This is a genomic window from Streptomyces sp. NBC_00096 (assembly GCF_045041305.1).
Classification (GTDB): domain Bacteria; phylum Actinomycetota; class Actinomycetes; order Streptomycetales; family Streptomycetaceae; genus Streptomyces.
In genome coordinates, this window is sequence record NZ_CP108221.1 from 1,242,946 (window position 1) to 1,269,782 (window position 26,837).

General features: G+C 72.6%; 7 protein-coding genes. 5 read left to right on the plus strand and 2 right to left on the minus strand.

The features are described 5' to 3' along the window. Nucleotides 1–31: 31 nt before the first annotated feature. The 3 genes from OG904_RS05355 to meaB are packed head-to-tail and all read left to right on the plus strand — an operon-like array spanning nucleotide 32 to nucleotide 5,077. Nucleotides 32–1,903 (plus strand): methylmalonyl-CoA mutase family protein, encoded by a 1,872-nt coding sequence (locus OG904_RS05355; protein WP_405487904.1) that lies wholly within the window; start codon nucleotides 32–34, stop codon nucleotides 1,901–1,903. Then, on the plus strand, nucleotides 1,900–4,086 hold the full coding sequence (gene scpA / locus OG904_RS05360; protein WP_405487906.1) for a methylmalonyl-CoA mutase: 2,187 nt from the start codon (nucleotides 1,900–1,902) through the stop codon (nucleotides 4,084–4,086). The genes OG904_RS05355 and scpA overlap by 4 nt, the downstream gene beginning before the upstream one ends. A 10-nt stretch (nucleotides 4,087–4,096) precedes the next feature. Beyond that, nucleotides 4,097–5,077 carry a methylmalonyl Co-A mutase-associated GTPase MeaB gene (gene meaB, locus OG904_RS05365; RefSeq protein ID WP_405487908.1) on the plus strand — a complete coding sequence of 327 codons (981 nt, stop codon included), beginning with the start codon at nucleotides 4,097–4,099 and terminating at the stop codon, nucleotides 5,075–5,077. A gap of 47 nt (nucleotides 5,078–5,124) precedes the next feature. Here meaB and OG904_RS05370 read toward each other — a convergent pair whose 3' ends face one another. After that, nucleotides 5,125–6,135, minus strand: a complete 1,011-nt coding sequence (locus tag OG904_RS05370) for an asparaginase (RefSeq protein WP_405487910.1) — start codon at nucleotides 6,133–6,135, stop codon at nucleotides 5,125–5,127. Between the two features lie 138 nt (nucleotides 6,136–6,273). On the opposite strand from OG904_RS05370, the gene OG904_RS05375 reads away from it, so the two are divergent. Both OG904_RS05375 and OG904_RS05380 read left to right on the plus strand, forming a co-directional pair. Next, on the plus strand, nucleotides 6,274–6,723 hold the full coding sequence (locus OG904_RS05375) for an Lrp/AsnC family transcriptional regulator (RefSeq protein ID WP_405487912.1): 450 nt from the start codon (nucleotides 6,274–6,276) through the stop codon (nucleotides 6,721–6,723). 377 nt (nucleotides 6,724–7,100) lie between these two features. Beyond that, nucleotides 7,101–9,392, plus strand: a complete 2,292-nt coding sequence (locus tag OG904_RS05380) for a BTAD domain-containing putative transcriptional regulator (protein WP_405487914.1) — start codon at nucleotides 7,101–7,103, stop codon at nucleotides 9,390–9,392. Nucleotides 9,393–9,458: 66 nt separating this feature from the next. On the opposite strand, the gene OG904_RS05385 is transcribed toward OG904_RS05380, so the two are convergent. Further along, nucleotides 9,459–26,813, minus strand: a complete 17,355-nt coding sequence (locus OG904_RS05385) for an SDR family NAD(P)-dependent oxidoreductase (protein WP_405487916.1) — start codon at nucleotides 26,811–26,813, stop codon at nucleotides 9,459–9,461. Nucleotides 26,814–26,837: the final 24 nt, after the last annotated feature.

Here is a 26,837-nt window from a genome sequence, read left to right on the forward strand (position 1 = left end):
GCACCCCGGGTACCCCCCTAACATTCGAGCCATGACGGTCCTGCCTGATGACGGGCTCTCCTTGGCCGCCGAATTCCCTGACGCGACGCATGAGCAGTGGCAGCGCCTTGTAGAGGGCGTCCTGCGCAAGTCGGGCAAGGAAGTTTCCGGCGAGGCAGCGGAAGACGCGTTGTCCACGAAGCTCGAGGACGGGCTCACCACCCGCCCGCTGTACACCGCGCCCGAAACCGCGCCCGACACCGGTTTCCCCGGCTTCGCACCCTTCGTCCGGGGAGGCAGGGCCGAGGGCAACGCCGCCTCGGGCTGGGACGTGCGTCAGCGGATCGCCGGCACCGACCCCGTACGGGTGAACGAGGCGGCCCTGGCCGACCTGGAGAACGGCACCACCTCCCTGTGGCTGGCCGTCGGCGACGCCGGTGTCCCCGCCGAGGGCCTGGCCCGCGCGCTGGACGGGGTCTACCTCGACCTCGCACCCGTCTCCCTCGACGCCGGGGCCCAGTTCCCCGAGGCCGCCGAGGCCCTGCTCGCGCTGTACGCCGAGCGCGGGGTGGCCCCCGGAGCCGCCCACGCCTCCCTGGGCGCCGACCCGCTGGGCCACGAGGCCCGGACGGGGCAGGCCCTGGACCTGGCGGAAGCCGCCGGGCTCGCCGCGCGGACGGCCGCCTGGCCCCACGTACGCGCCCTGACGGTCGACGCCCTGCCGTACCACGAGGCGGGCGGCAGCGCCGCCGAGGAGCTGGGGCTCTCCCTGGCCACCGGCGTCGCATACCTGCGCGCCCTCACCGACGCCGGCCTCAGCAAGACCCCGCTCAGCACGGAAGCGGCCTTCGGCGAGCTGGAGTTCCGCTACGCCGCCACCGCCGACCAGTTCCTCACCATCGCCAAGCTGCGCGCCGCGCGCCGCCTGTGGGCCCGGGTCGCCGAGGCCTGCGGAACCCCGGCGGCCGGTGCCCAGCGCCAGCACGCCGTGACCTCGCCGGTGATGATGACCCGCCGTGACCCCTGGGTGAACATGCTGCGCACCACCATCGCCTGCATGGCGGCGGGCGTGGGCGGCGCGGACGCGGTCACCGTGCTCCCGTTCGACCAGGAGCTCGGCCTGCCCGACGCCTTCGCCCGCCGCATCTCGCGCAACACCTCCACCATCCTGCTCGAGGAGTCCCACCTGGCCCGGGTGATCGACCCGGCCGGCGGCTCGTACTACGTCGAGCGGCTCACGGACGAACTCGCCGGGGCGGCCTGGGAGTTCTTCCAGACCATCGAGAAGGCGGGCGGTCAGGCCGCCGCCCTGCGCTCGGGCCTGGTCGCCGAGCGCCTCGCCACGACCTGGGCCGCGCGTTCGAAGAAGCTGGCCACGCGCCGCGAACCCGTCACCGGGGTCAGCGAGTTCCCGCTGCTCACCGAGAAGCCGGTGGTACGCGAACCCGCGCCGGCCCCGCTCACCGGCGGACTGCCCCGCGTCCGCCGCGACGAGGCCTACGAGGCCCTGCGCGCCCGCAGCGACGCCCACCTGGCGGCGACGGGCGCCCGGCCCACGGTCTTCCTGGCGGCCCTCGGCCCCGCGGCCGCGCACACCGGCCGCGCCACCTTCGCCTCCAACCTCTTCCAGGCGGGCGGCGTCACCCCGGTGCACGACCCGGTGTCGGTGACCCCGGAGACGGCCGCGGCGGCGTACGCCGCGAGCGGTGCGGACGGCATGGCCGTGCTGTGCTCCAGCGACGCGCTGTACGAGGAGCAGGCCGAGGCGGTCGCCGCGGCCCTGCGCTCGGCGGGTGCGACGACCGTGTTCCTCGCGGGCAGGCCCGGTACCGCCGCGGCGGCCGTGGACGAGTACGTCTTCGCCGGCTGCGACGCGGTCGCCGTGCTGTCCTCCGTACTCGACCGGATGGGAGTCGCGTCTTGAGCATCCCCGATTTCTCCGAACTCGCGCTGAGCGGCGCGGCCCCGGCGGCCGGGTCCGAAGACCAGTGGCGCACGGCGCTGAAGGAGTCCACCGGCTCCGACGCCCCCGAACTGCTGTGGGAGACGCCCGAGGGCATCGGCGTGCAGCCGCTGTACACGGGCCGGGACCTGGAGGGCCTGGACTTCCTCCACACCTACCCGGGCGTGGCCCCGTACCTGCGCGGCCCGTATCCGACGATGTACGTCAACCAGCCCTGGACGATCCGGCAGTACGCGGGCTTCTCCACGGCCGAGGAGTCCAACGCCTTCTACCGGCGCAACCTCGCGTCCGGCCAGAAGGGCCTGTCGATCGCCTTCGACCTGCCCACGCACCGCGGCTACGACAGCGACCACCCGCGCGTGACGGGCGACGTGGGCATGGCGGGCGTGGCGATCGACTCGATCTACGACATGCGCCAGCTCTTCGACGGCATCCCGCTGGACAAGATGACGGTGTCGATGACGATGAACGGCGCGGTGCTGCCGGTCCTCGCCCTCTACATCGTGGCGGCGGAGGAGCAGGGCGTCTCGCCCGACAAGCTCGCCGGGACCATCCAGAACGACATCCTCAAAGAGTTCATGGTCCGCAACACCTACATCTACCCGCCGAAGCCCTCGATGCGGATCATCTCCGACATCTTCGCCTTCACCTCGCAGAAGATGCCGCGGTACAACTCCATCTCGATCTCCGGTTACCACATCCAGGAGGCCGGGGCCACGGCCGACCTGGAGCTGGCGTACACCCTCGCCGACGGCGTGGAGTACCTGCGGGCCGGACAGGCCGTCGGGCTCGACGTGGACGCCTTCGCGCCGCGCCTGTCGTTCTTCTGGGCGATCGGCATGAACTTCTTCATGGAGGTCGCGAAGCTGCGCGCGGCCCGCCTGCTGTGGGCGCGCCTGGTCAAGCAGTTCGACCCGAAGAACGCCAAGTCCCTCTCCCTTCGCACCCATTCGCAGACCTCGGGCTGGTCCCTCACGGCGCAGGACGTCTTCAACAACGTCACCCGCACCTGTATCGAGGCGATGGCGGCGACCCAGGGCCACACCCAGTCGCTGCACACCAACGCCCTCGACGAGGCCCTCGCCCTGCCGACGGACTTCTCCGCGCGCATCGCCCGCAACACCCAGCTCCTGCTCCAGCAGGAGTCGGGCACCTGCCGCTCCATCGACCCGTGGGGCGGCAGCGCCTACGTGGAGAAGCTCACCTACGACCTGGCGCGCCGGGCCTGGCAGCACATCCAGGAGGTCGAGGCGGCCGGCGGCATGGCGCAGGCCATCGACGCGGGCATCCCCAAGCTCCGCGTGGAGGAGGCGGCGGCCCGCACGCAGGCCCGCATCGACTCGGGCCGCCAGCCGGTGATCGGCGTCAACAAGTACCGGGTGGCGACGGACGAGCAGATCGACGTCCTGAAGGTGGACAACTCCTCGGTGCGCTCCCAGCAGATCGCCAAGCTGCGGCGGCTGCGCGAGGAGCGCGACGAGGCGGTCACCCAGGACACCCTGCGGGCGCTGACGAACGCGGCGGAGCGCGGCGAGGGCAACCTCCTGGCGCTCGCGGTGGACGCGGCGCGCGCGAAGGCGACGGTCGGTGAGATCTCGGACGCCCTGGAGAAGGTCTACGGGCGGCACGCGAGCCAGATCCGTACGATCTCGGGTGTGTACCGAACCGAGGCAGGCGAGTCCCCGTCCGTGGAGCGCACGCGTGCGCTCGTCGACCGCTTCGAGGAAGTGGAAGGACGACGTCCGCGCATCCTGGTCGCCAAGATGGGCCAGGACGGGCACGACCGCGGCCAGAAGGTGATCGCGACCGCCTTCGCCGACCTGGGCTTCGACGTGGACGTCGGCCCGCTGTTCCAGACCCCGGAGGAAGTGGCCCGCCAGGCCGTCGAGGCCGACGTGCACGTCGTCGGCGTCTCCTCCCTCGCGGCCGGCCACCTGACCCTGGTGCCGGCGCTGCGCGAGCAGCTGGCACTGGAGGGGCGCGAGGACATCATGATCGTCGTGGGCGGTGTCATCCCGCCGGCGGACGTCCCCACCCTGCTCGAGATGGGGGCGACGGCGGTGTTCCCGCCCGGCACCGTGATCCCCGACGCGGCGCACGACCTGGTGACGCGGCTGGCCGCGGACCTGGGCCACGAGCTGTAGGCGGACCCGGGTGCCGAAGATCGACATCGAGAGCTACGTCAAGGGCGTGCTCGGCGGGAAGCGCGCGTTCATCGCGCGCGCCATCACCCTCGTCGAGTCCACCCTGCCCGCTCACCGGGCCCTGGCGCAGCGGTTGCTGACGGAGCTGCTCCCCCACTCGGGGCGGGCGCGCCGCATCGGCATCAGCGGGGTGCCGGGCGTGGGCAAGTCCACGTTCATCGACGCGTTCGGCACGATGCTGACCGGGCTGGGCCACCGGGTGGCGGTCCTCGCGGTCGATCCCTCGTCCACCCGCACGGGCGGCTCCATCCTGGGCGACAAGACCCGGATGGAACGCCTCGCCGTCGACCCGAACGCCTTCGTCCGGCCGTCCCCCTCGGCGGGGACGCTGGGGGGCGTCGCGAAGGCCACCCGCGAGTCGATGATCGTGATGGAGGCGGCGGGCTACGACGTGGTCCTCGTCGAGACGGTCGGCGTGGGCCAGTCGGAGACCACGGTCGCCGGCATGGTCGACTCCTTCCTCCTGCTGTCCCTGGCGCGCACGGGCGACCAGCTCCAGGGCATCAAGAAGGGCGTCCTGGAGCTCGCCGACGTCCTGGCCGTCAACAAGGCGGACGGCCCGCACGAGCGTGAGGCGAAGTCGGCGGCGCGCGAGCTGTCGGGCGCGCTGCGCCTGATGCACCCGGCCGACGCCGCGTGGACCCCGCCGGTCCTGACGTGCAGCGCCCGGGAGTCAACGGGACTGGACGAGGTGTGGAACCGCCTGGAGCAGCACCGCAGGCTGCTGGACGCGGACGGCCGCCTGCAGGCCAAGCGCGCCGCCCAGCAGGTGGAGTGGACCTGGGCGATGGTCCGCGACGAACTGCTGGAGCGCCTGCGCTCCAGCCCGGCCGTGCGCGAGCTCGCACCGGCCCTGGAATCAGCGGTCCGCGAAGGCACCCTGACCCCCACCCTGGCCGCGGACCGCCTGCTGGCGGCGTTCACGGACTGACCCCGGCGAGCGCCTGGTGCCGCGGCCCTTCCGGTCACGGCACCGGGTCAGGCGGAGACCAGTACCGGCCCGCCGGCGGCCAGTGCCTGCTTCAGCACCCGCGCCTGCTCCGCCGCGTCCCCGCCGCCGAGCAGCGCCGCCAGTACGGCGATCCGCGCCTGGGGCGCCCGCAGCGTTCCCGTGGGCACGGCCCCGGCCGCGACCAGGTCCACCGCACCGCCGTGGGTGTAGATCTCCGTCACCGGCCCGGCGGCGACCCGTGTGGTCAGCGCGACGAGCACGCCCTTCGCGATCGCCGCCTCGACCGCTTCCACGATCTCCGGGGTCGCGTTCCCCGCGCCCGTCCCGACCAGGACGATCCCCCGCGCCCCCGCTTCCACGGCGGCGTTCAGCAGCACCGGGTCCCCGCTCGCGTGGTGCATGACGACGTCCACCCGCGGCGGCCCTTCCGGTGCCTCCGGCATGGCCGGCAACGGCAGGGGCTCGGGCCGTACCGGCGTCCGCAGCACGGTGACCTTCCCGAAGCCGACCTTCCCGAGCAGTTCCTTCGACGGGTCGGCGAAGGCGTCCAGCGCCACCGCCTGCGCCTTCACGGTCCCGCGCGCCGCGTGCACCCGTCCCGCGAACGCGATCAGGACACCGAGCCCGCGCGTGGTCGCCGCGGTCAGCAGGGCGTCGTAGAGATTGCCGGGACCGTCCCCGTCCGCCGCCCCCATGGGGCGCTGCGAGCCGGTGAAGACGACCGAACGCGCGTCGTGGTGGTGCAGGTCCACCAGGAACGCCGACTCCTCGAGCGTGTCGGTCCCGTGCGTGACGACGATGCCCTCGACGCCGGGGTCGGCCAGCACCTCGTGCACGGTGCGCAGCAGGGTCAGCTGATGGGCGGTGGTCAGTCGCGGGCTGTTGACGCTGAACAGGTCGACGACCTCGACGGTGACGCCCTCGGGCAGCGGCGCGGTCGCCATGACCTCGGCCCCGTCGGCGTCGGCCGCGAATCCTGAGCCCTGCCAGCGGCTGGCTATCGTCCCACCGGTGCTGATGACGACGACGCGTCCCATGACCACGGCCCTTCCCTCGACGAAGCCCGTAGCGAGCTCGTACAGATTTTCTACAAATCGCAATGGTAGGCCGATCTACGCGCAACACGATTGCTACTTTGACCCCGCACGCAACACTAGGTAGCCGATAATTGCGCAATGGACGCGATTGACAGAGAAATCTTGCGTGAGCTCCAGGCCGACGGCCGGCTCAGCAACCAGGAGCTGGCCCAGCGCGTGGGCCTGACCCCCTCCCCCTGCATGCGCCGGGTGCGCCAGCTCGAGGAGGACGGGGTCATCCAGGGCTACCGCGCGGTGATCGCCCCCGAGGCCGTGGGCCGCGGCTTCGAGGTGCTGGTCTCCGTCGAGGTCCGGCGCGACCGCGAGGCGGTGGAGGCCTTCGAGGCGGCCCTCCAGGACATCCCCGACGTCATCGAGGCCTACCGCCTCTTCGGCAGCCCCGGCTGCCTGCTGCGCATCGCGGTGGCGGACCTGCGCGCGTACGAACGCCTCTGGATCGAGAAACTGACGGCCCTCTCGGGCGTCACGGAGGTCAACTCCCAGATCATCATGAAGCGCATCAAGGAACCGACGGGGCTCCCCGTGTAGGAATGAAAACCGTCCCCAAAGCCAGGAAACAAGAAGGGCTTCGGTCCGGTTCAACGATGAAGGGCGTACTCCGCGTAACGCCCTTTGTATCGACAGTGTAAGCGGCTGACGGATGGATCAATTCAGGCCAGTTGAATTCTGCGTGATACACTAAAATTTGGGTAAACTTGACTGAACGCTAATCCGGGGGGTTACGCGATCTTTCACCGTCAGAGGACTGATACCGATAACGACGCCCGACGACTGCTCCTCGTCGCACCGGCGGACCGTTCGCAATTCCTTGAGGCCGTCACCCTGACCCCCCTGCCGGGTTCCACCTGCAGGGATCCACACACCCGCGATCTCGGCCGCGCCATGCCCGCGCCCGGGGATCCGGAATGAAATCCGATCGTCAAGAATTCGGGGAGAAATTCATGATGCAATTCCGCGTGCTCGGCCCACTGGAAATCATCCGAAACGACGAACGGGCCATTCTGGGTGGCGTGAAACAGCGCGCGCTGCTGGGCCGTCTCCTTCTCGAGCCGAACCAGGTGGTGGCGACCAGCCGGTTAGTCGAATCCCTCTGGCCCGATGACGAACCGCCCGTCACGGCGAGGAAGATCCTGCAGAATTCGGTCTGGTCGCTCAGGTCCATCCTCACCGCACTGCGCGCCCGCGATTCGCTCCCGGTACTCGTCACCCAGTCTCCCGGTTACATGCTGAGCGTCGACCCGGACACGGTCGACATCCACGTCTTCCACCGCAGGCTGGAGCTCGGCCGCAAGCGGATGGCCGAGGGCTTCCCCGCCGATGCCGCCGCGATCCTGCGGGGCGCCCTGGACCTGTGGCGCGGGCAGGTGCTGGCCGATCTCGCGGAGGTCGGGATCGTCTGGCCGGAAGCGAGTGTCGTCGAGAACTCGCGGATCGACGCCCAGGAGCTCTTCTTCGAGGCGGAACTGGAATGCGGTCATCACCGGGAGGTGCTCGCCGGGATCGAGAAGATGGCGGAGACCGAACCCGTGCGGGAGCGAACCCGCGGACTGCTGATGCTGGCCCTGTACCGCTCCGGCCGCCAGACCGAGGCCCTGAACGTCTACAACCGGACCCGCGTCGAACTGGTGGACAATTTCGGCCTGGAGCCCGGGCCGTGGCTGCGGAACCTGCAGCAGCGCATCCTGTCGCACGATCCGGCGCTCAGCGACTTCCACCCGGGAACCGTGGCCGGTGACGGTCCCGAACCGTTCAGGAACACGATCGAACTGAGTCCGCGGATCGTTCCGGACCCGCGGATCGTCGCGGATCTGCGCCGCCCCTTCGAGGCCGAGTTCGCGCCGGACGTACCGGACGTACTGTCCGTGCCCAGCTGGCCCGATGTCGCACCGCCGCCCCCGACGCTCTCGCACCGGCGCGAGGCCAGCGTCATGATGGTGCGCGCGCACGTGGGATCCGGGGCGTGCACGGCGGACCCCGGTGAGGTCGACGAGCTGCTCGAGGGCGTCCACACGTTGGTCAGGATGGGAATCGAGTGCTGCGGCGGAGAAGTCCTCGCGTCCGTGGGTTCCGCGACGATCGCCCTTTTCGACCTCGAGGATTCGAGGGAGAACGCCTCCCGGGCCACGCAGCTCGCGCTGCTGCTGCGCGACAGCCTCGACGTGTCGGAGGAGAACACGCACGGGCTGACCATCAGGGCCATGGTGGCGACCGGCGACATGCAGTGGCATTCCGACTCCTCACCGCAGAAGGGCCAGGTGTCGGTCAACGGAACGCTCCTCGACCAGTGCTGGGAGACGTTTCCGAAGATACCGGTCGGCATGATCTGGGTGTGCGACCGCACCCGGTCCCTGACGGCCGACCAGGCGTCCTACCCGGCGGTGGCCGGTGCGGACCTGCCCTACTGGGTAGCCGAGTCACGCACGGCGGACTATCCGGTCGACACCAAGCCGTTCATGGACCGGGAACACGAGATGGACATTCTCCAGAGGATGTTCGAGCGGGCCGAACAGCACGGCATGCCGCATCTGGTGACCGTCCTCGGCGACCACGGGACGGGCAAGAGCCGGCTCCTGGGAGAGTTCTGCCGGCTGTTCGCGGAGAAGGACCAGCCGGCGCCCGTGATCCTGAGGTACCGGGTGAGCCGGTCGGTGAGCATCGACCCGGACGCGGTGGTCGCCGAGTTGCGGCTGCTCTACCACGAGGTCGGCCCCGTCAGCCGATTCGAGCAGGCCGGGCAGGGCGATCCGGATGGGGAGCAGCGGACCCCCGAACCCGAGGACATCGTCCATGAGTTCGCCCAGAAACACCCGATCATCGTATCGGTCGACGATCTGCACCTGGCCGATGAGGCCACGCTCGCGTTCATCGAGAAACTCGGATCGTGCAGTCAGCCCGGCATGCTCCTCATCGTGGCCTGCGCGAACAAGGATTTCCACCGCAGGTACCCGCAATGGGGCTGGTCCCAGCCGAACAGCACCCGCATTCTGCTCGAACCGCTGTCGGTCGATGCCGTGGCCCGGCTGTTCAAGAATTTGATCGACACCGTGGGCGAATGCATCCCCGAATCGACATGGCGGGTGTTCCACCACGTTTTCGGTTCCCCCGACGTCACGTCCGACAAGCGGGCGCGCTTGCTCCGGGCGTTGCCGCTGGTGGTCGGAACGAACTCCTTTCCCGAGGAACACGCGGCCGGCTAGTGCAGCGTGAAGGTGCTCCGGCGCGGGCGGGTGATCTGCCCGCGCCGGAGCACGTCCTCATGTTTCTCAGTCGAGTTCGTCGATCAGGGCGAACAGTTCCTCATCGGCCGCGTCGGCGAAGTCCTCCTCCGCCTCCTCCGCCCCGTCCCCGGCGACTCCGGCCGCGGCGCCACCGAGGAGCTGCCGGAGCCGTGCGCGCGCTCCCGCGTCGAGTCCCCCTTCGCGCACCAGCGCTTCCAACTGGTCCAGGAGCGGGGCGGCTTGCCTGGCCGCGACGACGGTGCGCAGGTATTCGGCCAAAGTCGACGGGGTCGGATGGTCGAACACCAGCGTGGTCGGCAGGTGTTCACCGGTGACCGCGACCAGCCGGTTGCGCAGTTCCACCGCCGTCAGCGAGTCGAAGCCCAGGTCGGTGAACGGCGCCGTGCTCGCGATCGCGGACACGTCCTCGTGTCCCAGTGCGGTGGCGACCTCACGGCGGACCAGGTCCAGGACGGCGCCCGGCTGCTGCCACTGGAGACCGGCCCGGGACGCGGCCGGCTGGACCCGGCCGGACCGGGGCGCCGCGATCCGTCCGGCACGGGGCACGAGGGCCCGTAGTACCGAGGGCGGGTTCGGGGAGGCGCCGAGGGCGGCCCGGTCGATCCCGGTCACGGCGAACACCGGGTTCCGGTCCCCGGTGTTCGCCGGGGCGGCGATCTCCGAGAGGGCGAGGTCGAAGGCGGCCAGCGCCTCCGGTTCCGCGATCGGACGCAGTCCCAGCCTGGCTATGCGCCTGAGGTCCGCTTCGGACAGTGCGTCTCCCATCCCGGTCTCCCACAGGCCCCAGGCCAGTGAGGCCGTGGGCAGACCGAGCGAGTCGCGGTACTCGGCGAGGCCGTCCAGGAAGGTGTTCGCCGCCGCGTAGTTCGACTGCCCCGCGGTGCCGAGCAGCCCGGCGATCGAGGAGTACAGCACCAGGGGCTTGTCCCCGGCCAGTTCGTGCAGGTTCCAAGCCGCGTCGATCTTGGGCCGGAGCACGGTGTCGACCTGTTCGCCGGTGAGCCCGTCCAGCGTGCCGTCGGCCAGTACCCCGGCGGCGTGGACGAAGGCGACCGGCCGGTGGCGCCGTACGAGTTCGGCCAGTGCCTCGCGGTCGGTGACGTCGCAGGCGGCCGCGATGACCTCGACGTCGTCCGTGACGCCCTCGATCCGCGGAGCGGTTCCGCTCCGGCTCACCAGCAGCAGCGACCGGGCTCCGTGGCGCCGCACCAGGTGCCCGGCCAGCGCCGTGCCCAGCGCCCCGCTCGCACCGGTGATCATGACGGTGCCCCCGTCCCAGGCGATCGCGGTGCTCACCGGCTCCTCCGGGCCCTGCGCTGCCGGACGTTGCGACCGGTGGCCGGCCGCCGGCTCGTACCGGACCAGCCTCGGGACGAGGAGCTCCCCTTCGCGGACCCGTACGTACGGCTCGTCACCGCTGTCGGTCCGGGCCAGGATCTCCCTGACGGCCTCCCGGACGTCGCCGGTGCCGTCCCAGTCCGGCCGGTCCACCAGGACGAACCGCCCGGGGTGTTCCGTCGCGGCGCTGCGCACGAGGCCGCGTACACCGGCATGGGCCAGGTCGGAGCCCACGACGACGGCGAGCTTCCCGGTGGTCGCGGTGTCCAGCCAGTCGCGCAGCACACCGAGGGTGTGGTGTACGGCGTGCCGGGCGCGCCGGGGCAGTTCGCCCGCTCCGGGATCGACCTGGGTCACCTCGTAGGCGGAGTCGTTCACCGGGGCTCCGGCCGGCGCCCCGGGCACGTCCAGCGAGCGCCAGACGGGTGTGTACACCAGGTTCTCGCCGGTCGGAGCGCCGGTCAGGGGACCGGTGAGCGGGCGCAGCACCAGCTCGTCGACTTCGACCAGCACCTGGCCGCCGGCGTCGGTCACCAGCAGGCGCACCGCGTGCGGACCCGTCGGGGTGATCCGGGCGCCCAGCACCGTCCCGCCCGTGGTCGGGGCTCCGGCGTGGAACCGGACCCCGCTCCAGGCGAAGGGCAGGGAGGCGGGCCGGTTTCCGGCCACTTCGGGGAGCAGCGGATGCAGGACCGCGTCCAGCAGTGCCGGGTGCACGGCGAACCCGTCGGCCGATTCGGCCAGTTCGGCGGGCGCCTCGAGCTCCGCGAAGAGCTCCTCGTCGCGCCGCTGGAGGCGGCGCAGCCCCTGGAAGGCGGGACCGTACCGGTAGCCGTGTTCCGCGACCCGCTCGTACACCCCGGTGAGGTCGATCTCCGTGAGGCCGTCCGGCCAGGGATCGGCTTGCGGAGCGTCCCGGTGTTCTGCGGTGTCGAGGGTTCCGGCGGCGTGCCGGGTCCACGGTCCGTCACCGGAGTCGGCGTCCTCGCGCCGGGAGAAGATCGTGATGTCGCTGCCGTCGGACACCACCTGGAGGGTGATCGCGCCGGTGTCCGGCACGACCACCGGTTCGGTGATGGTGAGCTGCGCCGTCGCACCCAGCGAGGCGGCGAGTTCGATCAGCGCGGTGCCGGGCACGATCGCGGTGCCCTGGACCCGGTGATCGGCCAGCCACGGATGGGTGGTCAGGGACAGCCTGCCGGTCAGCACGGTGGTGCGCGACCGCGCCGCACCGTCCGGGGCGAGGTCGACCGCCGCTCCCAGCAGGGGGTGCTCCGCGGCCCGCAGACCGGCGCCGGTCACCTGGGACCGTCCGGTCGGGGAGAGCCAGAACCGCTTGCGCTGGAAGGCGTAGGTGGGCACGTCGACGGGTCCGGCGCCGGGGAGCACCGCGTGCCAGTCGATCTCCGCGCCCCTGGTGAACAGGGTGCCGAGCGCCGTGACGACGGTGTCCGGTTCGGCTTTGCCGGCCCGGGTGAGGGGCACGGCGGCCAGTGGGTCCGCCGTGTCCCCGGCCGGCTCCGCGGGGAAGCCGGCCGCGATCATGCCGGTGAGCACGGCGTCGGGTCCCAGTTCCAGGACCGTGCGCACTCCGCCGTCCCGTGCGGTCAGCACCGCTTCGTGGAACCGGACGGTCGCGCGGACCTGGTTGACCCAGTATTCGGGGTCGGTCCACTCCTCGGCGGGCCGGCCGGTGACGGTGGAGATCGCGGGGATCTTCGGGTCGGCGTAGGCGATGTCCCGGGCGACCGCCCGGAACCCGTCCAGCATGGGTTCCATCAGCGGGGAGTGGAAGGCGTGGCTCACCGTGAGCCGCTTGGTGCGCCTGCCCCGGCCGCTGAACTCCTCCTCCACGAAGGGCAGCAGCGCTTCCTCCACGCCGGAGAGCACGATCGAGGTGGGACCGTTGACCGCGGCGACGCTCACGCCGGCGGGCAGCTCCAGTCCGTCCAGTTCGGTGATGCCCGCCTCGACGGCGACCATCGCCCCGCCCCGGGGCAGGGCCTGCATGAGGCTGCCGCGTGCGGTGACCAGCCTGGCCGCGTCCGGCAGCGACAGCACTCCGGCGACGTGTGCGGCGGCCAGCTCGCCGATGGAATGGCCGAGTACCAGGTCCGGCCGGATCCCCCAGGACTCCATCAGGCGGAACAGTGCCACCTCGACGGCGAACAGCGCGGGCTGCGCCGTGCCGGTTTCGTCCAGCCGGTCCCCGGTGGCGATCGCCTCCCGGACCGAGGAGCCGGTCGAGGCGTCGAAGTGTGCGCAGACCTCGTCGAAGGCCTCGGCGAACACCGGGTACGCGGCGGCCAGTTCGAGGCCCATGCCGGTGCGCTGCGCGCCCTGCCCGGTGAACGCGAAGGCCAGCCGGCCTCCTCGTGCGCGTACCGGAACCGCGTCGCGCAGGGCCGCCAGGGTGCTCGCCGCGATCCGGTACGGCATCGCGGCGCGGGTGGCCAGGGTGAGGGATTCGTCCGCCGTGGACAGGTGGGCCGTGCGTTCGGCCTGCTCGGCGAGGGCCTGCGGGTTGCGGGCGGACAGCACCCACGGGATCGGGTGCGGGGCGGGGGCGGCCGGGGCCGCGGTGACGGGGGCCGGTTCGGCTTCGGCTTCGGCTTCGGCTTCGGCCTCCTCGATGATCACGTGGGCGTTGGTGCCCCCGAACCCGAAGGAGGACACTCCGGCCCGGCGGGGCTGTTCCCCGCGGGGCCACGGACGGGCCCGGGTCAGCAGTTCGACCTCGCCCGCCGACCAGTCGACGTGCTGGGAGGGGGTACCCACGTGCAGGGTGGCCGGGGCGATCCCGTGCCGCATGGCCTGGACGACCTTGATGATCCCGCCGACTCCCGCGGCCGCCTGGGTGTGTCCGATGTTCGACTTCAGGGAACCGAGCATTACCGGGTTCTCCCGGTCGCGTCCGTACGTGGCGAACACGGCCTGCGCCTCGATCGGGTCGCCGAGCCTGGTCCCGGTGCCGTGCGCCTCCACCAGGTCGATGTCGGCCGGGGCCAGTTCCGCGGCGTCCAGCGCGGCCCGGATCACCCGTTCCTGGGCGGGGCCGTTCGGCGCGGTCAGGCCGTTCGAGGCGCCGTCGGAGTTGACCGCGGATCCGCGCAGGACACCGAGGATCCGGTGGCCGTTGCGCTTGGCCGCGGACAGGGTCTCCAGCAGCAGCATGCCGGAGCCCTCGGACCAGCCGGTGCCGTCGGCGTCGTCGGAGAACGACTTGCACCGGCCGTCCTCGGACAGTCCGCGCAGGCGGGAGAACTCCACGAACGCGGTGGGTGTGGACATCACCGTCGCGCCGCCCGCCACCGCGAGCTCGCACTCGCCGCGCCGCAGGGCGGTCGCGGCCAGGTGCACCGCGACCAGCGAGGAGGAGCAGGCGGTGTCCACGGTGAGGGTCGGCCCCTCGAACCCGAAGGTGTAGGCGAGCCGGCCGGAGGCGATGCTGCCCGCGCTGCCGCTGTAGAGGTATCCCTGCGATCCGTCCGCGGGCAGGTCCGGCCGGGAGCCGTAGTCGCTGTACATGACGCCGACGAACACGCCGGTCCTGCTGCCGCGCAGGGTCTGCGGATCCAGGCCCGCGTTCTCCACGGCCTCCCAGGTGGTTTCCAGCAGCTGGCGCTGCTGGGGGTCCACCGCCGAGGCCTCCCTCGGGGACATTCCGAAGAACTCCGCGTCGAAGAGGTCCGCGTCGTGCAGGAATCCGCCCCGCCGGGTGATGGAGGTACCGAGGTGGTCCGGGTCGGGGTGGTGGAGGTCCTCCGGCCAGCCCCGGTTCACGGGGAACTCCGAGGTGGCGTCCCGGCCTTCGGCCACGAGGTTCCACAGATCGAGCGGTGAGGTGACCCCGCCCGGGTACCGGCAGGCCATCCCGACGATCGCTATGGGCTCGTCGTGGCCTTCCCCGGCCTGCGACCGGTTACGGTCCCGCGGCGCGTCCGGGGCGGGCGGCGGCCCGGCGACCGGGACGAGGCCGCGCAGGTGTTCGGTCAGGGAGACGGGGTTGGGGTGGTCGAAGACCACGGTCGAGGACAGCCGCAGGCCCGTCGCGGCGCTCAGCTGGTTGCGCAGTTCGACCGCGGTGAGCGAATCGAAGCCGAGCTCGCTGAAGGAGCGGTCCTCCCGGATCTCGTCCGGATCGCCGTAGCCCAGTACCTCGGCGACGTGCCTGAGGACGATGTCCTGGACGTCGGCCGGGTCGAGCTGCGGTGAGGCCGGTGCGGTGTCCGCTCCCGGCCGGTGGTTCCCACCGTTCGGCGTGGACGTCCTCGCCGTGGCCGCGGCCGGTCCGGCCAGCTCGCGCAGGAGACCGGGAAGGTCGCTGCGGCCGCGCAGGGCGGAGCGGTCGAACCGGGTCAGGGCCAGGACCGCGGAACCGGTCCCGCCGATCGTTTCGAGGGCGGCGTCGAAGAGGTCGAGTGCCTCGGCGGTCTCCAGCGGAAGCAGACCCGAGCGGGTCAGCCGCTGGAGGTCCGCATCGGTCAGCTGCTCGGACATGCCGCTGGTCTGCGCCCACAGACCCCAGGCGAGGGAGACCGAGGGCTTTCCGAGTTCGCGGCGGTGCTCGGCGAGGGCGTCCAGGAAGGTGTTGGCCGCCGCGTAGTTCGCCTGGCCGGCCGTTCCGAGCAGTCCGGTGACCGAGGAGTACAGGACCAGCGGCTTGTCCCCGGCCAGTTCGTGCAGGTGCCAGGCCGCGTCCACCTTCGGACGCAGCACGGTGTCGATCTGTTCGGCGGTCAGTCCCGTCAGGGTGGCGTCGGCGACCGCTCCCGCCGTGTGCACCACGGTGGCCGGCCCGTGTTCGGCGAACACGCGCTCCAGCGCCTGCCGGTCGGTCACGTCGGCGGCCGTCAGGCTCACGGTGGCGCCGAGCGCGACCAGTTCGGCCCGGAGTCCGGCCGCGCCGGGCGCGGCTTCGCCGCGGCGGCTGAGCAGCACCAGGTCGCGTACCCCGTGCTTGACGACCAGGTGCCGGGCCAGGAGCGAGCCGAGGGTTCCGGTCGCCCCGGTGATCAGCACCGGTCCCGCGCTCCAGTCCACTCCGGTCCGCGCGGAGCTCGCCGGATCGGCGGCCGGCCGGGTCAGGCGGGGCGCGAGGATCCTGCCGTCCCGGATCGCCAGTTCCGCTTCCTGCGTGCGCAGGGCGGTGTTCAGCTGCTCCTCGGTGGCCGATCCGTCGGCCTCGATCAGCAGGAACCGGCCCGGGTTCTCCGACTGTGCGGTCCGGATCAGTCCGCGCACCGTGGAGTGCGCCGGATCCGGGGTGATCACGAAGGCGTGCCTGCGCCCGTCGTTCGCGTCGTCCCCGTCGTCCCCGTCGTCCCCGTTGAGGATCTCGCGCAGTCCGGCGAGGACGGAGTGGACCACGGCCTTCGCCGCCGCCGCGACCTCTCGTACGGCGTCCTGCCCCGCGGGGGCGGCCGTCGGTACGCGGTGGAGGACGGCCGGTTCGGCGGAAGCGGCGGGTGCGGGGGCCTCGCGCCACACCACGGTGTGCAGCCCCGCGGGCGCCAGGCTTCCGCCGACGGGCAGCAGCGCCAGTTCCTCCACCGTCAGGACCGCGTTGCCGTGCTGGTCGTGGGCCACCAGCCGCGCCGTGTTCCCGCGCACGGTGACCTTCGCCCGGAGCGCCGTCGCGCCGGTCGCGTGGCGGGTCACCCCGGTCCAGGAGAACGGCAGGACCGGCGTGGCGCCGGGGTCGGCCACTCCGGGGAGCAGCACGTGCAGGACCGCGTCGAGCAGCGCCGGGTGCACCCCGAAGGAACTCGCCTCGGACCGGTGGCGCTGCGGCAGTTCCACCTCGACGTAGTGGTCCTCGCCGTCGCGGTGCACCGACCGCAGGCCCTGGAAGGCGGGGCCGTAGTGGTATCCGTGCTCGCCCAGCCGCCGGTACGCCCCGGTCAGGTCGATCTCCGTGCCGGCCGGCCGGGGTTCGGCCGGGGGCACCCGCTGCCCGGGAACCAGAACGGCACGGGCGTGCTCCGTCCATTCGGCCGCTTCGCCGGATCCGGAGGGGACCGGCCGGGAATGGACCAGTACGGACCGGCTGCCGTCCGGGTCGGGGGCGCCGACCAGGAGCTGGATCGACGTGGGCCCCTCCTCGGACAGGAGCAGGGGCGAGGTGACCGTCAGCTCGGCCACCGCCGGGCAGCCCACCCGGGCCCCGGCATACAGCGTCATGTCCAGCAACGCCGTGCCGGGCAGGACGATTTCACCGCGGATCCGGTGCTCGCCGGTCCATCCGGTGGCGCTGATCCCGCCGGACAGCACGGTCGTGCCGTCGACGAGGTCCACCGCGGAGTCCAGCAGCGGATGCCCGGAGGACGGGGCTTCCAGCCAGTAGCGCCGGTGCTGGAACGGGTACGGCGGCAGCGGGACCCGCCCCGCTGCCGGGAACACCCGCGGCCAGTCCACCGGTACGCCCCGGACGCTCAGGGCGCCGAACGCGGCGAGCACGGCTTCCGCGTCACCGCGCCCGGAGCGCAGCATCGGTACCGAGACGCCCTGGTGCTCGCCGGCCGGGTCGTCCGGGTCGGCCTCGATGGCCTGGGCGGCCATCGCGGTGAGCACGCCGTTCGGGCCGATCTCGAGGAACTCGGTGACGCCGGCCCGCCGCAGGGTGCGTACGCCGTCGTGGAACCGGACCGCTTCGCGGACATGGCTCACCCAGTAGTCCGGTGAGGTCAGCTGCTCGGTGGTGGCGATCTCCCCCGTCACGTCCGAGACGATCGGGATCCGGGGCGCGTGGAAGGTGAGGGACTCCAGTTCGGCCCGGAAGCCGGCCAGCACCCCGTCCATGTGGGGCGAGTGGAAGGCGTGGCTGACGGCGAGCCGCCGGGTCCGCCTGCCCAGGTCCGACCAGAGGCCGGCCAGCGCGGCCACCGCGTCCGCGTCGCCGGAGACCACGACGGACCGGGGACCGTTCACCGCGGCGATCGCCGCACCGGGCACCAGCGCGCCGCGCACCTCTTCCTCGGTGGCCTCCAGCGCGGCCATCGCCCCGTCGTCGCGGGCGGACTGCATCGCGGCCCCCCTGGCGGCGACCAGGCGGCAGGCGTCGGGCAGGTCGAACACCCCGGCCACGTGCGCCGCGGCCACCTCGCCGACGGAATGCCCGAGCAGGTAGTCGGGGACGATGCCGTGGTGCTCGGCGAACCGGTGGAGCGCCACCTCCACGGCGAACAACGCGGCCTGGGTGTAGGCGGTCTGGTCGAGCAGCGCGGAATCCGCGCTGTCGGGCTCGGCGAACAGCACCATGTGCAGCGGCCGCTCGAGTACGGGATCGAGGTGCGCGCAGACCTCGTCGAGGGCGGCCCGGTAGACGGGTGAGCGCTCGTACAGCTCGCGCCCCATGCCGGGCCGTTGCGCGCCCTGTCCGGTGAACAGGAACGCCGTGGCGCCCCGGCCCGTGCCGTTGCCCCGGATCACGCCCGGTCCGCCGGACGCTCCCGTCGCGAGGGCGTCGAGGCCGCGCAGGAGGGTCTCCCGGTCGGCGCCGAGCACGACGGCCCGCTGGTCCAGCCGGGCGCGCCGGGTGGCGAGGGTACCCGCGAGGTCGACGAGGTCGACCTCCGGGTGTTCGTCCAGGTGGGTGCGGAGCTGCGCGGCCCGTGTCCGCAGGGCCTGCTCGTCGCGGGCCGACACCACCAGGGGCAGCACCGGCGGCGCCACCGCCGGGTGAGCGGGGCCGGCCGGGGTGCCCGGGTCTCGCGGGTCTCGCGGGTCTCCCGGGTCTCCCGGGTCTCCCGGGGCGGAGAAGGCGGCCGGGGTCCGGGCGGGGACCGGGAGGTCCTCGGCCTGCTCCAGGATCACGTGGGCATTGGTGCCGCTGATCCCGAACGCGGACACGGCGGCCCGGCGCGGCCGGTCGCGGTCCGGCCAGTCCTGCCGTTCGGCGAGCAGCTCGATCCGTCCCGCGGACCAGTCCACGTGGGGCGAGGGCTCGCCGAGGTGCAGGGTGCGCGGCTGGACGCCGTGGCGCATGGCCTGGATCACCTTGATCACGCCGCCGACCCCGGCGGCGGCCTGGGCGTGTCCGAGGTTCGACTTCAGGGAGCCGAGACGTACGGGTTCCTCGCGGTCCTGCCCGTAGGTGGCCAGCAGGGCCTGCGCCTCGATCGGGTCGCCGAGCCGGGTGCCGGTGCCGTGCGCCTCGATGAGGTCCACGTCCGCGGGAGACAGGCCCGCGTCGGCGAGGGCGGAGCGGATCACCCGTTCCTGGGAGGGCCCGTTCGGGGCGGTCAGTCCGTTCGAGGCACCGTCGGAGTTGACCGCGGAACCGCGGAGCACCGCCAGCACCTGGTGCCCGTTGCGGCGGGCGTCCTCGAGCCGTTCCACCAGCAGCAGCCCGACCCCTTCCGACCAGCCCGTCCCGTCGGCGTCGGCCGAGAAGGACTTGCACCGGCCGTCCACGGACAGCCCGTTCTGCCGGGAGAACTCCACGAACGTGCCGGGTCCGGACATCACCGTGACGCCGCCCGCCAGGGCCAGGTCCACCTCGCCCGAGCGCAGCGCGTTCGCGGCCAGGTGGAGCGCGACCAGCGACGAGGAGCACGCGGTGTCCACGGTGAGGGCCGGACCCTCCAGCCCGTAGGTGTAGGCCAGGCGGCCGGAGATCACGCTGGAGGTGTTGCCCGTCAGCAGGAAGCCCTCCACCTCCCGCGGGGTGACCGGGAGGCGTGAGGCGTAGTCGTCGTACATCACGCCGGTGAACACCCCGGTCCGGCTGCCGCGCAGGCCGGACGGGTCGATCCCGGCGTCCTCGAAGGTCTCCCACGCGGTTTCCAGCAGCAGCCGCTGCTGCGGGTCGGTGGCCAGCGCCTCCCTCGGCGACATGTCGAAGAACGCCGCGTCGAACAGGTCCGCCTCGTGCAGGAATCCGCCGTGTCGGGTGTAGCTGGTGCCGAGGTGGTCCGGGTCGGGGTGGTACAGGCTGCCGAGGTCCCATCCGCGGTTGGTCGGGAACTCGGAGATCACGTCCCGCCCCTCCAGCACCAGCCGCCACAGGTCGTCGGCCGAGCGGACCCCGCCGGGGAAGCGGCAGGCCATGCCGACGATCGCGATCGGTTCGTCGGTCCGGTTCCCCTTCTTCTTGCCCCGCTTCCCCGGGCCGCCGGTCCGCTGCTCACCGGGGGCCGAGTCCGCGTCCTCGGCCAGGAAGGCGGCCAGTGCCTGCGGAGTGGGGTGGTCGAAGACCAGGGTCGCCGGGAGCCGGCGCCCGGTGGCCGCGGTCAGCCGGTTGCGCAGGTCCACGCCCGCCAGCGAGTCGAACCCCTGCTCCCGGAACGCCTTGCTCAGGTCGAGGGTGTTCGGGTTCGGCAGTCCGAGCGCCGCGGCCGCGGTCGCCCGTACGAGGTCCTGGGCGTCCTTCGTGGTCAGTGGCCGTCCCGCCCGCCCGGCCGGCTTGATCGTCCCGGCGGGCTTGGCGCGCCGCCTGACCAGGGACCGCAGGACGGCCGGGACGGGGTCGGCGCCGGAGAGCCGGGACGGCTGCAGGATCGCGGGGACCGGCAGCGCCGCGTCCCCGGCCATCGCCCGGTCGAACAGGCCGAGTCCCTGCGCGGCGGTCAGCGGCGCCACCCCGGAACGGGTCCAGCGGTTGACGTCCGCCTCGTCGAGGCCCTGGCCCATGCCTTCCTGCCACAGCCCCCAGGCCAGAGAGGTCCCGGCCAGGCCGAGGGCACGGCGGTGTGCGGCCAGCGCGTCCAGGTAGGTGTTGGCGGCGGCGTAGTTGGCCTGACCGGCCGTGCCGAGCAGACCGGAGATCGAGGAGAACAGGACGAAGGCGCCGAGCCCGCGGTCCGCGGTCAGTTCGTGCAGGTGCCGCGCGGCGTCGGCCTTGACCGCCATGACGGTGTCGATCCGTTCCGCGGTCAGCGCCGTGATCGTGCTGTCGTCGAGCACCCCGGCGGTGTGGATCACCGCGGTCAGGGGCGCGTCGGCCGGTACCGCGTCGATCAGCCCGGCCAGGGCCGTCCGGTCCGTCACGTCGAGGGCGACCACGCGTGCGCCGTCCAGTTCCGCGATCAGCCCGGCGGCGCCGGGGGCGTCCGGGCCGCGGCGGCTGACCAGCAGCAGGTTCCGTACGCCGTGTTCGTGGTGGAGGTGCCTGGCGATCAGCGCGCCCAGGCCGCCCGTGCCGCCGGTGATCAGGACCGTGCCGTCGGGGTCCCACCCGAATCCGGGCCCGGCGGCTGCGGGGTTGGTGGTGCTGGTGGTGGTGCCGGTGCTTCCGGTGGTGCCGGCCGTTTCCGGGACCGGGGCGGCCCTGGTCAGCCGGGGTACCAGAACCTCGCCGTCGCGCACGGCGATCTGGGGCTCCCCGGTCCGTACCGCCGCGCCGATCGCGGCCGTCACGTCCGCCGGGGCGGTGGCGCCCGGGGTGCCGGCGAAGTCCACCACGACGACCTGGTCGGGGTACTCGCTCTGGGCCGTGCGTACGAGTCCCCACACCGCGGCCGCGGGCAGATCGGTGACCGCTTCGCCCGGCCGTACTGCCACCGCGTTGCGGGTGACCAGCACCAGCCGCTCGTTCGGGCCGTGTTCGGCGGCCACCCAGTCCTGGATCTCTCCCAGGTACCGGGCGACCGCGGTCGCCGGATCGCCGGCCGGGGTGACCTCGATGACGGTGGGATCGAGGTCGGGGGCGTCACCGGCGGTGGTGCCCCTGCCCGCGGTGCCCGGGCCCTGCCAGGTCAGTTCGTACATCGGGACGGCCTCGTCGCGGGCCGCGGCCCGGAAGGCCAGCCCGTCGACGGTGGCCACAGGGGCACCCACCGCGTCGGCGAGCAGCAGCTCGTAGGTGTCGCCGCCGGTCGGGGTGATCCGGGCACGGAACTCGGTCCCCCCGGTGACGCCGGAGTGCGGCCGTACCCCGCTCCAGGCGAACGGCAGGCGCGTCTCCGCGCCGCCGTCGACCAGTCCCAGGACGATCGGATGCAGTACCGCGTCCAGCAGCGCCGGGTCCAGGAGGAACCCGGATTCCGAGCGGAGGTGACCCTCCGGGAAGCGGACCTCGGCGTACACGGTGTCACCGTCGCGGTACACGGACCGCAGTCCGCGGAACAGACCGGTGTAGTCGTAGCCCCGCCCGGCGAGGCGCTCGTAGGCGTCTTCGACCGGCACCGGGTCGCCGCCGGGGGGCCACTCCAGCAGGTCGTCCGGGTCCGGTGCCGCGCCGGATCCGGCGTCCGCGAGCAGCCCGGACGCGTGCCGGGTCCACTCGTGTTCCCCGTCCCGCCGGGAATGGATCACCAGTTGCCGGTCGTCCACGGTGATCTGGATCTGCACCGGGCCGGACCCGGGTGCTCCCGCGTCGGGCAGTGCGAGCGGGCTCTCCAGGGTCAGGTCCGCCACCTCGGGCAGACCCACCCGCTGTCCCGCGAACAGTGCCAGCTCCAGGAACGCCGTCCCGGGCAGCAGGGTCGAGCCGTTGATGACGTGTCCGGAGAGCCATGGGTACTCAGCCAGCGAAAGGGTGCCCGCCAGTACGACTTCGTCCCGGTCGACCAGCTCCACCACCGAGTCGAGCAGCGGATGCCCCGAGGCACCCCGCGCGGAACGCGGCGCCAGCCAGTACCGGTCCCGGCGGAAGGGATGGGTGGGCTCCTCGCCGTTGAGCCTGGCCAGACCCGAGAGGAAGACGTCCGTCTCCGACCCCGTGGACCGGCCGAGCGGGACGGCCCTGGTGATCCCGGCGGACCTGATCAGCGGGGTCAGCGCGGCCGACGGGCCGACCTCGGCGAACACGGCGGCGCCGGCCTCGCGCAGGGCCGACACGGCGTCGTGGAACCGGACCGTGCCGCGGATCTGGGTGACCCAGTGTTCGGCGTACCCGGTCACGTCGGCGGGCAGCGACCGCCCGGTCACCGTGGAGACGACGGGGATCCGCGGCGGCCGGTACTCGATGGATCCGGCCACTTCCCGGAACTCGTCCAGCACGTCGTCCATGTGCGGGGAGTGGAAGGCGTGGCTGACGGTCAGCCGGGTGACCCGGCGGCCGCGCTCCCGCCAGCCGGCGGCCACCCTCTCGGCGGCCTCGTCGTCCCCGGCGATCACCACGGACACCGGACCGTTCACCGCGGCCACCACCACGCCGTCGACCAGGGTCGCGGCGATCTCGGCCTCGGTGGCCTCCACGGCGATCATCGCTCCGCCGGACCGGGCCCGCTGCATCAGCCGGCCCCGGGTGGCGACCAGTTCGGCCGCGTCCGGCAAGGAGAACACCCCGGCCACGTAGGCGGCGGCCAGTTCGCCGATGGAGTGCCCGGCCAGCAGATCGGGGACGAGGCCGTGCTCGGCGGCCAGCCCGGCCAGCGCCACCTCGAAGGCGAACAGCGCGGGCTGGGTGTAGCGGGTCTGGTTCAGTTCCGCACCGGCTTCCGGTCCGGTGGCGAACATCAGCTCCTTCAACGGCCGGTCCAGGTGGGGAGCGAACGCGGCGCACACCTCGTCGAGGGCCCGCGCGAACACCGGGTGCCGCTCGTACAGCTCTCGCCCCATCCCCGGCCGCTGCGCTCCCTGCCCGGTGAACACCAGTGCCGTCGGGGCCCTCTCCCCCTGTTCGAGGATGACGTGGGCGTTGGTGCCACTGATCCCGAACGCGGACACCCCGGCGCGCAGGGGCCGGCCGGCCCGCTGCCACTGCCTGGACCGCGTCAGCACCTCGACCTGCCCGGACGTCCAGTCCACCCGGGGGGTCGGGGTCTGCGCGTGCAGGGTGCGCGGCAGCACCTCGTGCCGCATGGCCTGGACGACCTTGATGACGCCGGCGACTCCGGCCGCCGCCTGGGAGTGGCCGATGTTGGACTTCAGCGAACCCAGGTACAGCGGCTCGTCCCGGTCCTGCCCGTAGGTGGCGAGGATCGCCTCCGCCTCGATCGGGTCGCCGAGCGAGGTGCCGGTGCCGTGCGCTTCCAGCAGGTCCACGTCGGAGGTGGTCAGGTCGGCATCGGCCAGCGCGGTGTTGATCAGGCGCTGCTGGGACAGACCGCTCGGCGCGGTCAGGCCGTTGGAGGCGCCGTCGGAGTTGATGGCGCTGCCCCGGATCACGGCGAGTACCGGGTGGCCGTTGCGCCGGGCGTCCGCGAGTCGTTCGAGGACCAGCATGCCGACGCCCTCGGCCCAGCCGGTGCCGTCGGCGTCGGCCGAGAACGGCTTGCACCGTCCGTCGTCGGCCAGCCCGTGCTGCCGGGAGAACTCCTCGAACATGCCCGGCGTGGCCATGACGGTCACGCCACCCGCGACCGCCGCGGACGCGTCCCCGTCGCGCAGTGCGCGGACCGCCAGGTGCAGCGCGACCAGCGAGGACGAGCACGCCGTGTCAACGGTGAGCGTGGGCCCCACGAACCCGAACTGGTAGGCGATCCGGCCCGACAGGACGCTGGTCGTGGTCCCGGTGAGCACATAGCCCTTGACCTCGTCGTCCGCCTCGTGCATCCGCGGGCCGTAGTCGGAGGCGGTGCCGCCGACGAACACCCCGGTCCGGCTGCCCCGCAGGGACTGCGGGTCGATGCCGGCCCGTTCCAGGGCTTCCCAGGTGGTCTGCAGCAGCAGCCGCTGCTGCGGGTCCATGGCCAGGGCTTCCCTGGGGGAGATCCCGAAGAATGCCGCGTCGAACTCGGCCGCGGTGTCGAGGAATCCGCCGACCCGGGAGTAGCCGTCGCCGGGCTGCCAGCCCCGGTCGGCCGGGAAGGCGCCGATCACGTCCCGTTCCTCGGTGACCACGCGCCACAGGTCCTCCGGCGATTCGATCCCGCCCGGGAAACGGCAGGCCATGCCGACGATCGCGATCGCGTCCTCGTTGTGGTCGCGGTCGCGGTCGTGGTCGTGGCTTGAGGGCTCGCCGTCGCGCCGGGACTGCCCGGGCGCGCGCGGGTCGCTTCCCGCGTCCACCGGTCCGATTCCGGTCCCGGTGAAGTAGGTGATCAGGTCCTGGGGCGTCGGGTAGTCGAACAGCAGACCGCTGGACAACGAGGTCCCGGTGGCGGCGGACAGGTTCTCGATCAGTTCCACGGTCATCAGCGAGGAGAACCCGAGGTCCCGGAAGTTCGTGTCCAGCTCCAGCCCGTCCGGGTCACCGGACTCCAGGGCTGCCGCCACCTGCGCCCTGACGAGGGCTACGGCGTCGGCTCCGGCCTCGTCGGCTCCGGTCGTCCCGGTACCGGCCGTCCCGGTACCGTCGGCACGCGCGGTGGTGCGGTGTTCGCCGGTCCAGAACCGCTCCCGCTGGAAGGGGTAGCCGGGCAGCCGGACCCGCCTGGACCCCGTGCCCGCGTACGCCGCCGTCCAGTCGACTTCGGTGCCCCGGACGTACCCGGCCGCGAGGGCGGCCGGAGCCGTGACGGGCACGTCGGTCTGGTCGGAGGCTGCGTCTGCGTCTGCGTCGGCCGGTGCCCCGGACACCACGTTCGGTGCGGGCTCCCCGTTCGCCACCGCGTCGAGCCCGGTGCGCAGGTCTTCGGCGTTCGAAGCCAGGACGACGGCCCGGTGGCGGAACGCGGTCCTGGTCGTCGCCAGCGAGTACCCGAGGTCCTGCGGTGACAGGTCCGTGTCCCGCAGCAGGGCGGCGTGCGCCCGCAACGCGGCCGGGGTCCGCCCCGACACGGGAACCGGGAGCAGCCGGGCGCCCGGCCCGGCACCGGCCGGGCCGTCGGCAACGGTCCGGCCGGTGCGCGCCTGGCCGGCAACTGCCTGGTCAGCGGCAGCGTGTCCGGTGACCGGCGGTTCGCTCAGCACCACGTGGGCGTTGGTACCGCCCATGCCGAAGGAGGAGACGCCGGCGATCAGCGGCCGGTCCGGGTGCGGCCAGTCGGAGAGATCCGTGTTGACCCGCAGCCCGAGGTCCTCGAGGGGGATGTCCGGGTTGGGCGTGTCGAAGTTCAGGCTCGCGGGAAGCTGCCGGTGCCGGATGCCGAGCACGGTCTTGAGCAGCCCGGTGATCCCCGCGGCGCCCTCGAGGTGCCCGATGTTGGTCTTCACCGACCCCACCGGCAGCGGGTCCGGCTCCCCGGCGCCACCGTTCAACCGGCGCCCCGAGAAGACCGCGCCCAGCGCGGCCGCCTCGACCGGGTCGCCGACCGGGGTTCCGGTCCCGTGCAGTTCCACGTACTGCACCTGGTCCGGGGTGACCTCGGCCCGCCGCAGCGCGGCCCGGATCACCCTCTCCTGTGCGCGGGCGTCGGGCACGGTCAGGGCGGGGGTGGCGCCGTCGTTGTTCGCGGCGCTGCCGCGGACGACCGCGTAGACCTCGTCCCCGTCCGCCAGCGCCGCCGCCAGGGGCTTGAGCACCATGACCACGGCGCCCTCGCCCCGGACGTACCCGTTGGCCCTGGCGTCGAACACGTAGCTGCGTCCGTCCGGCGAGAGGCCGCCGAACCGCTGCGCCCCCAGTGCCCCCTCCGCGAGGAGGTTGAGGTTCACCCCCGCCACGATGGCCACGGGTGATTCGCCCGATCGCACGCTCTGCGCCGCCAGATGGACCGCGACCAGCGAGGAGGACTGCGCCGTGTCCACCACGACGCTCGGGCCGCGCAGGTCCAGGGCGTAGGAGACCCGGTTGGCGATGATCCCCCGGTGCGTGCCGGTGTTCGTGTGCTGGGTGATCGCGGCGTCGCCGCCGCTGAGCACCAGGCTGGTGTAGTCCTCGCGCAGCGACCCGACGAACACCGAGGCCGCCGAGCCGGCCAGATCGGCGGGCACGATCCCGGCGTCCTCCAGCGCCGTCCAGGTCAGCTCCAGTACGAGCCGCTGCTGCGGGTCCATCGCCGCGGCCTCGCGTGCCGAGATTCCGAAGAATCCGGCGTCGAATTCCCCGACTCCGTCCAGGAACGCCCCGAACCGGGTACCGCCGTCGAACCGGACCGAATCCGAGATGCCGCTCCTCCGGTCACCCGGAATTTCGGTCACCGCATCGCGGCCGCCGCTCAAAAGATTCCAGAACTCTGCTATTCCGATCGCCCCGGGCAACCGGCAGGACACTCCGACGATCGCGACCGCCTCGTCACGACCACCCTCGTAACCGTCATGCCATGTCGTCATCTAAATAGCTCTTTCCTTCATGAT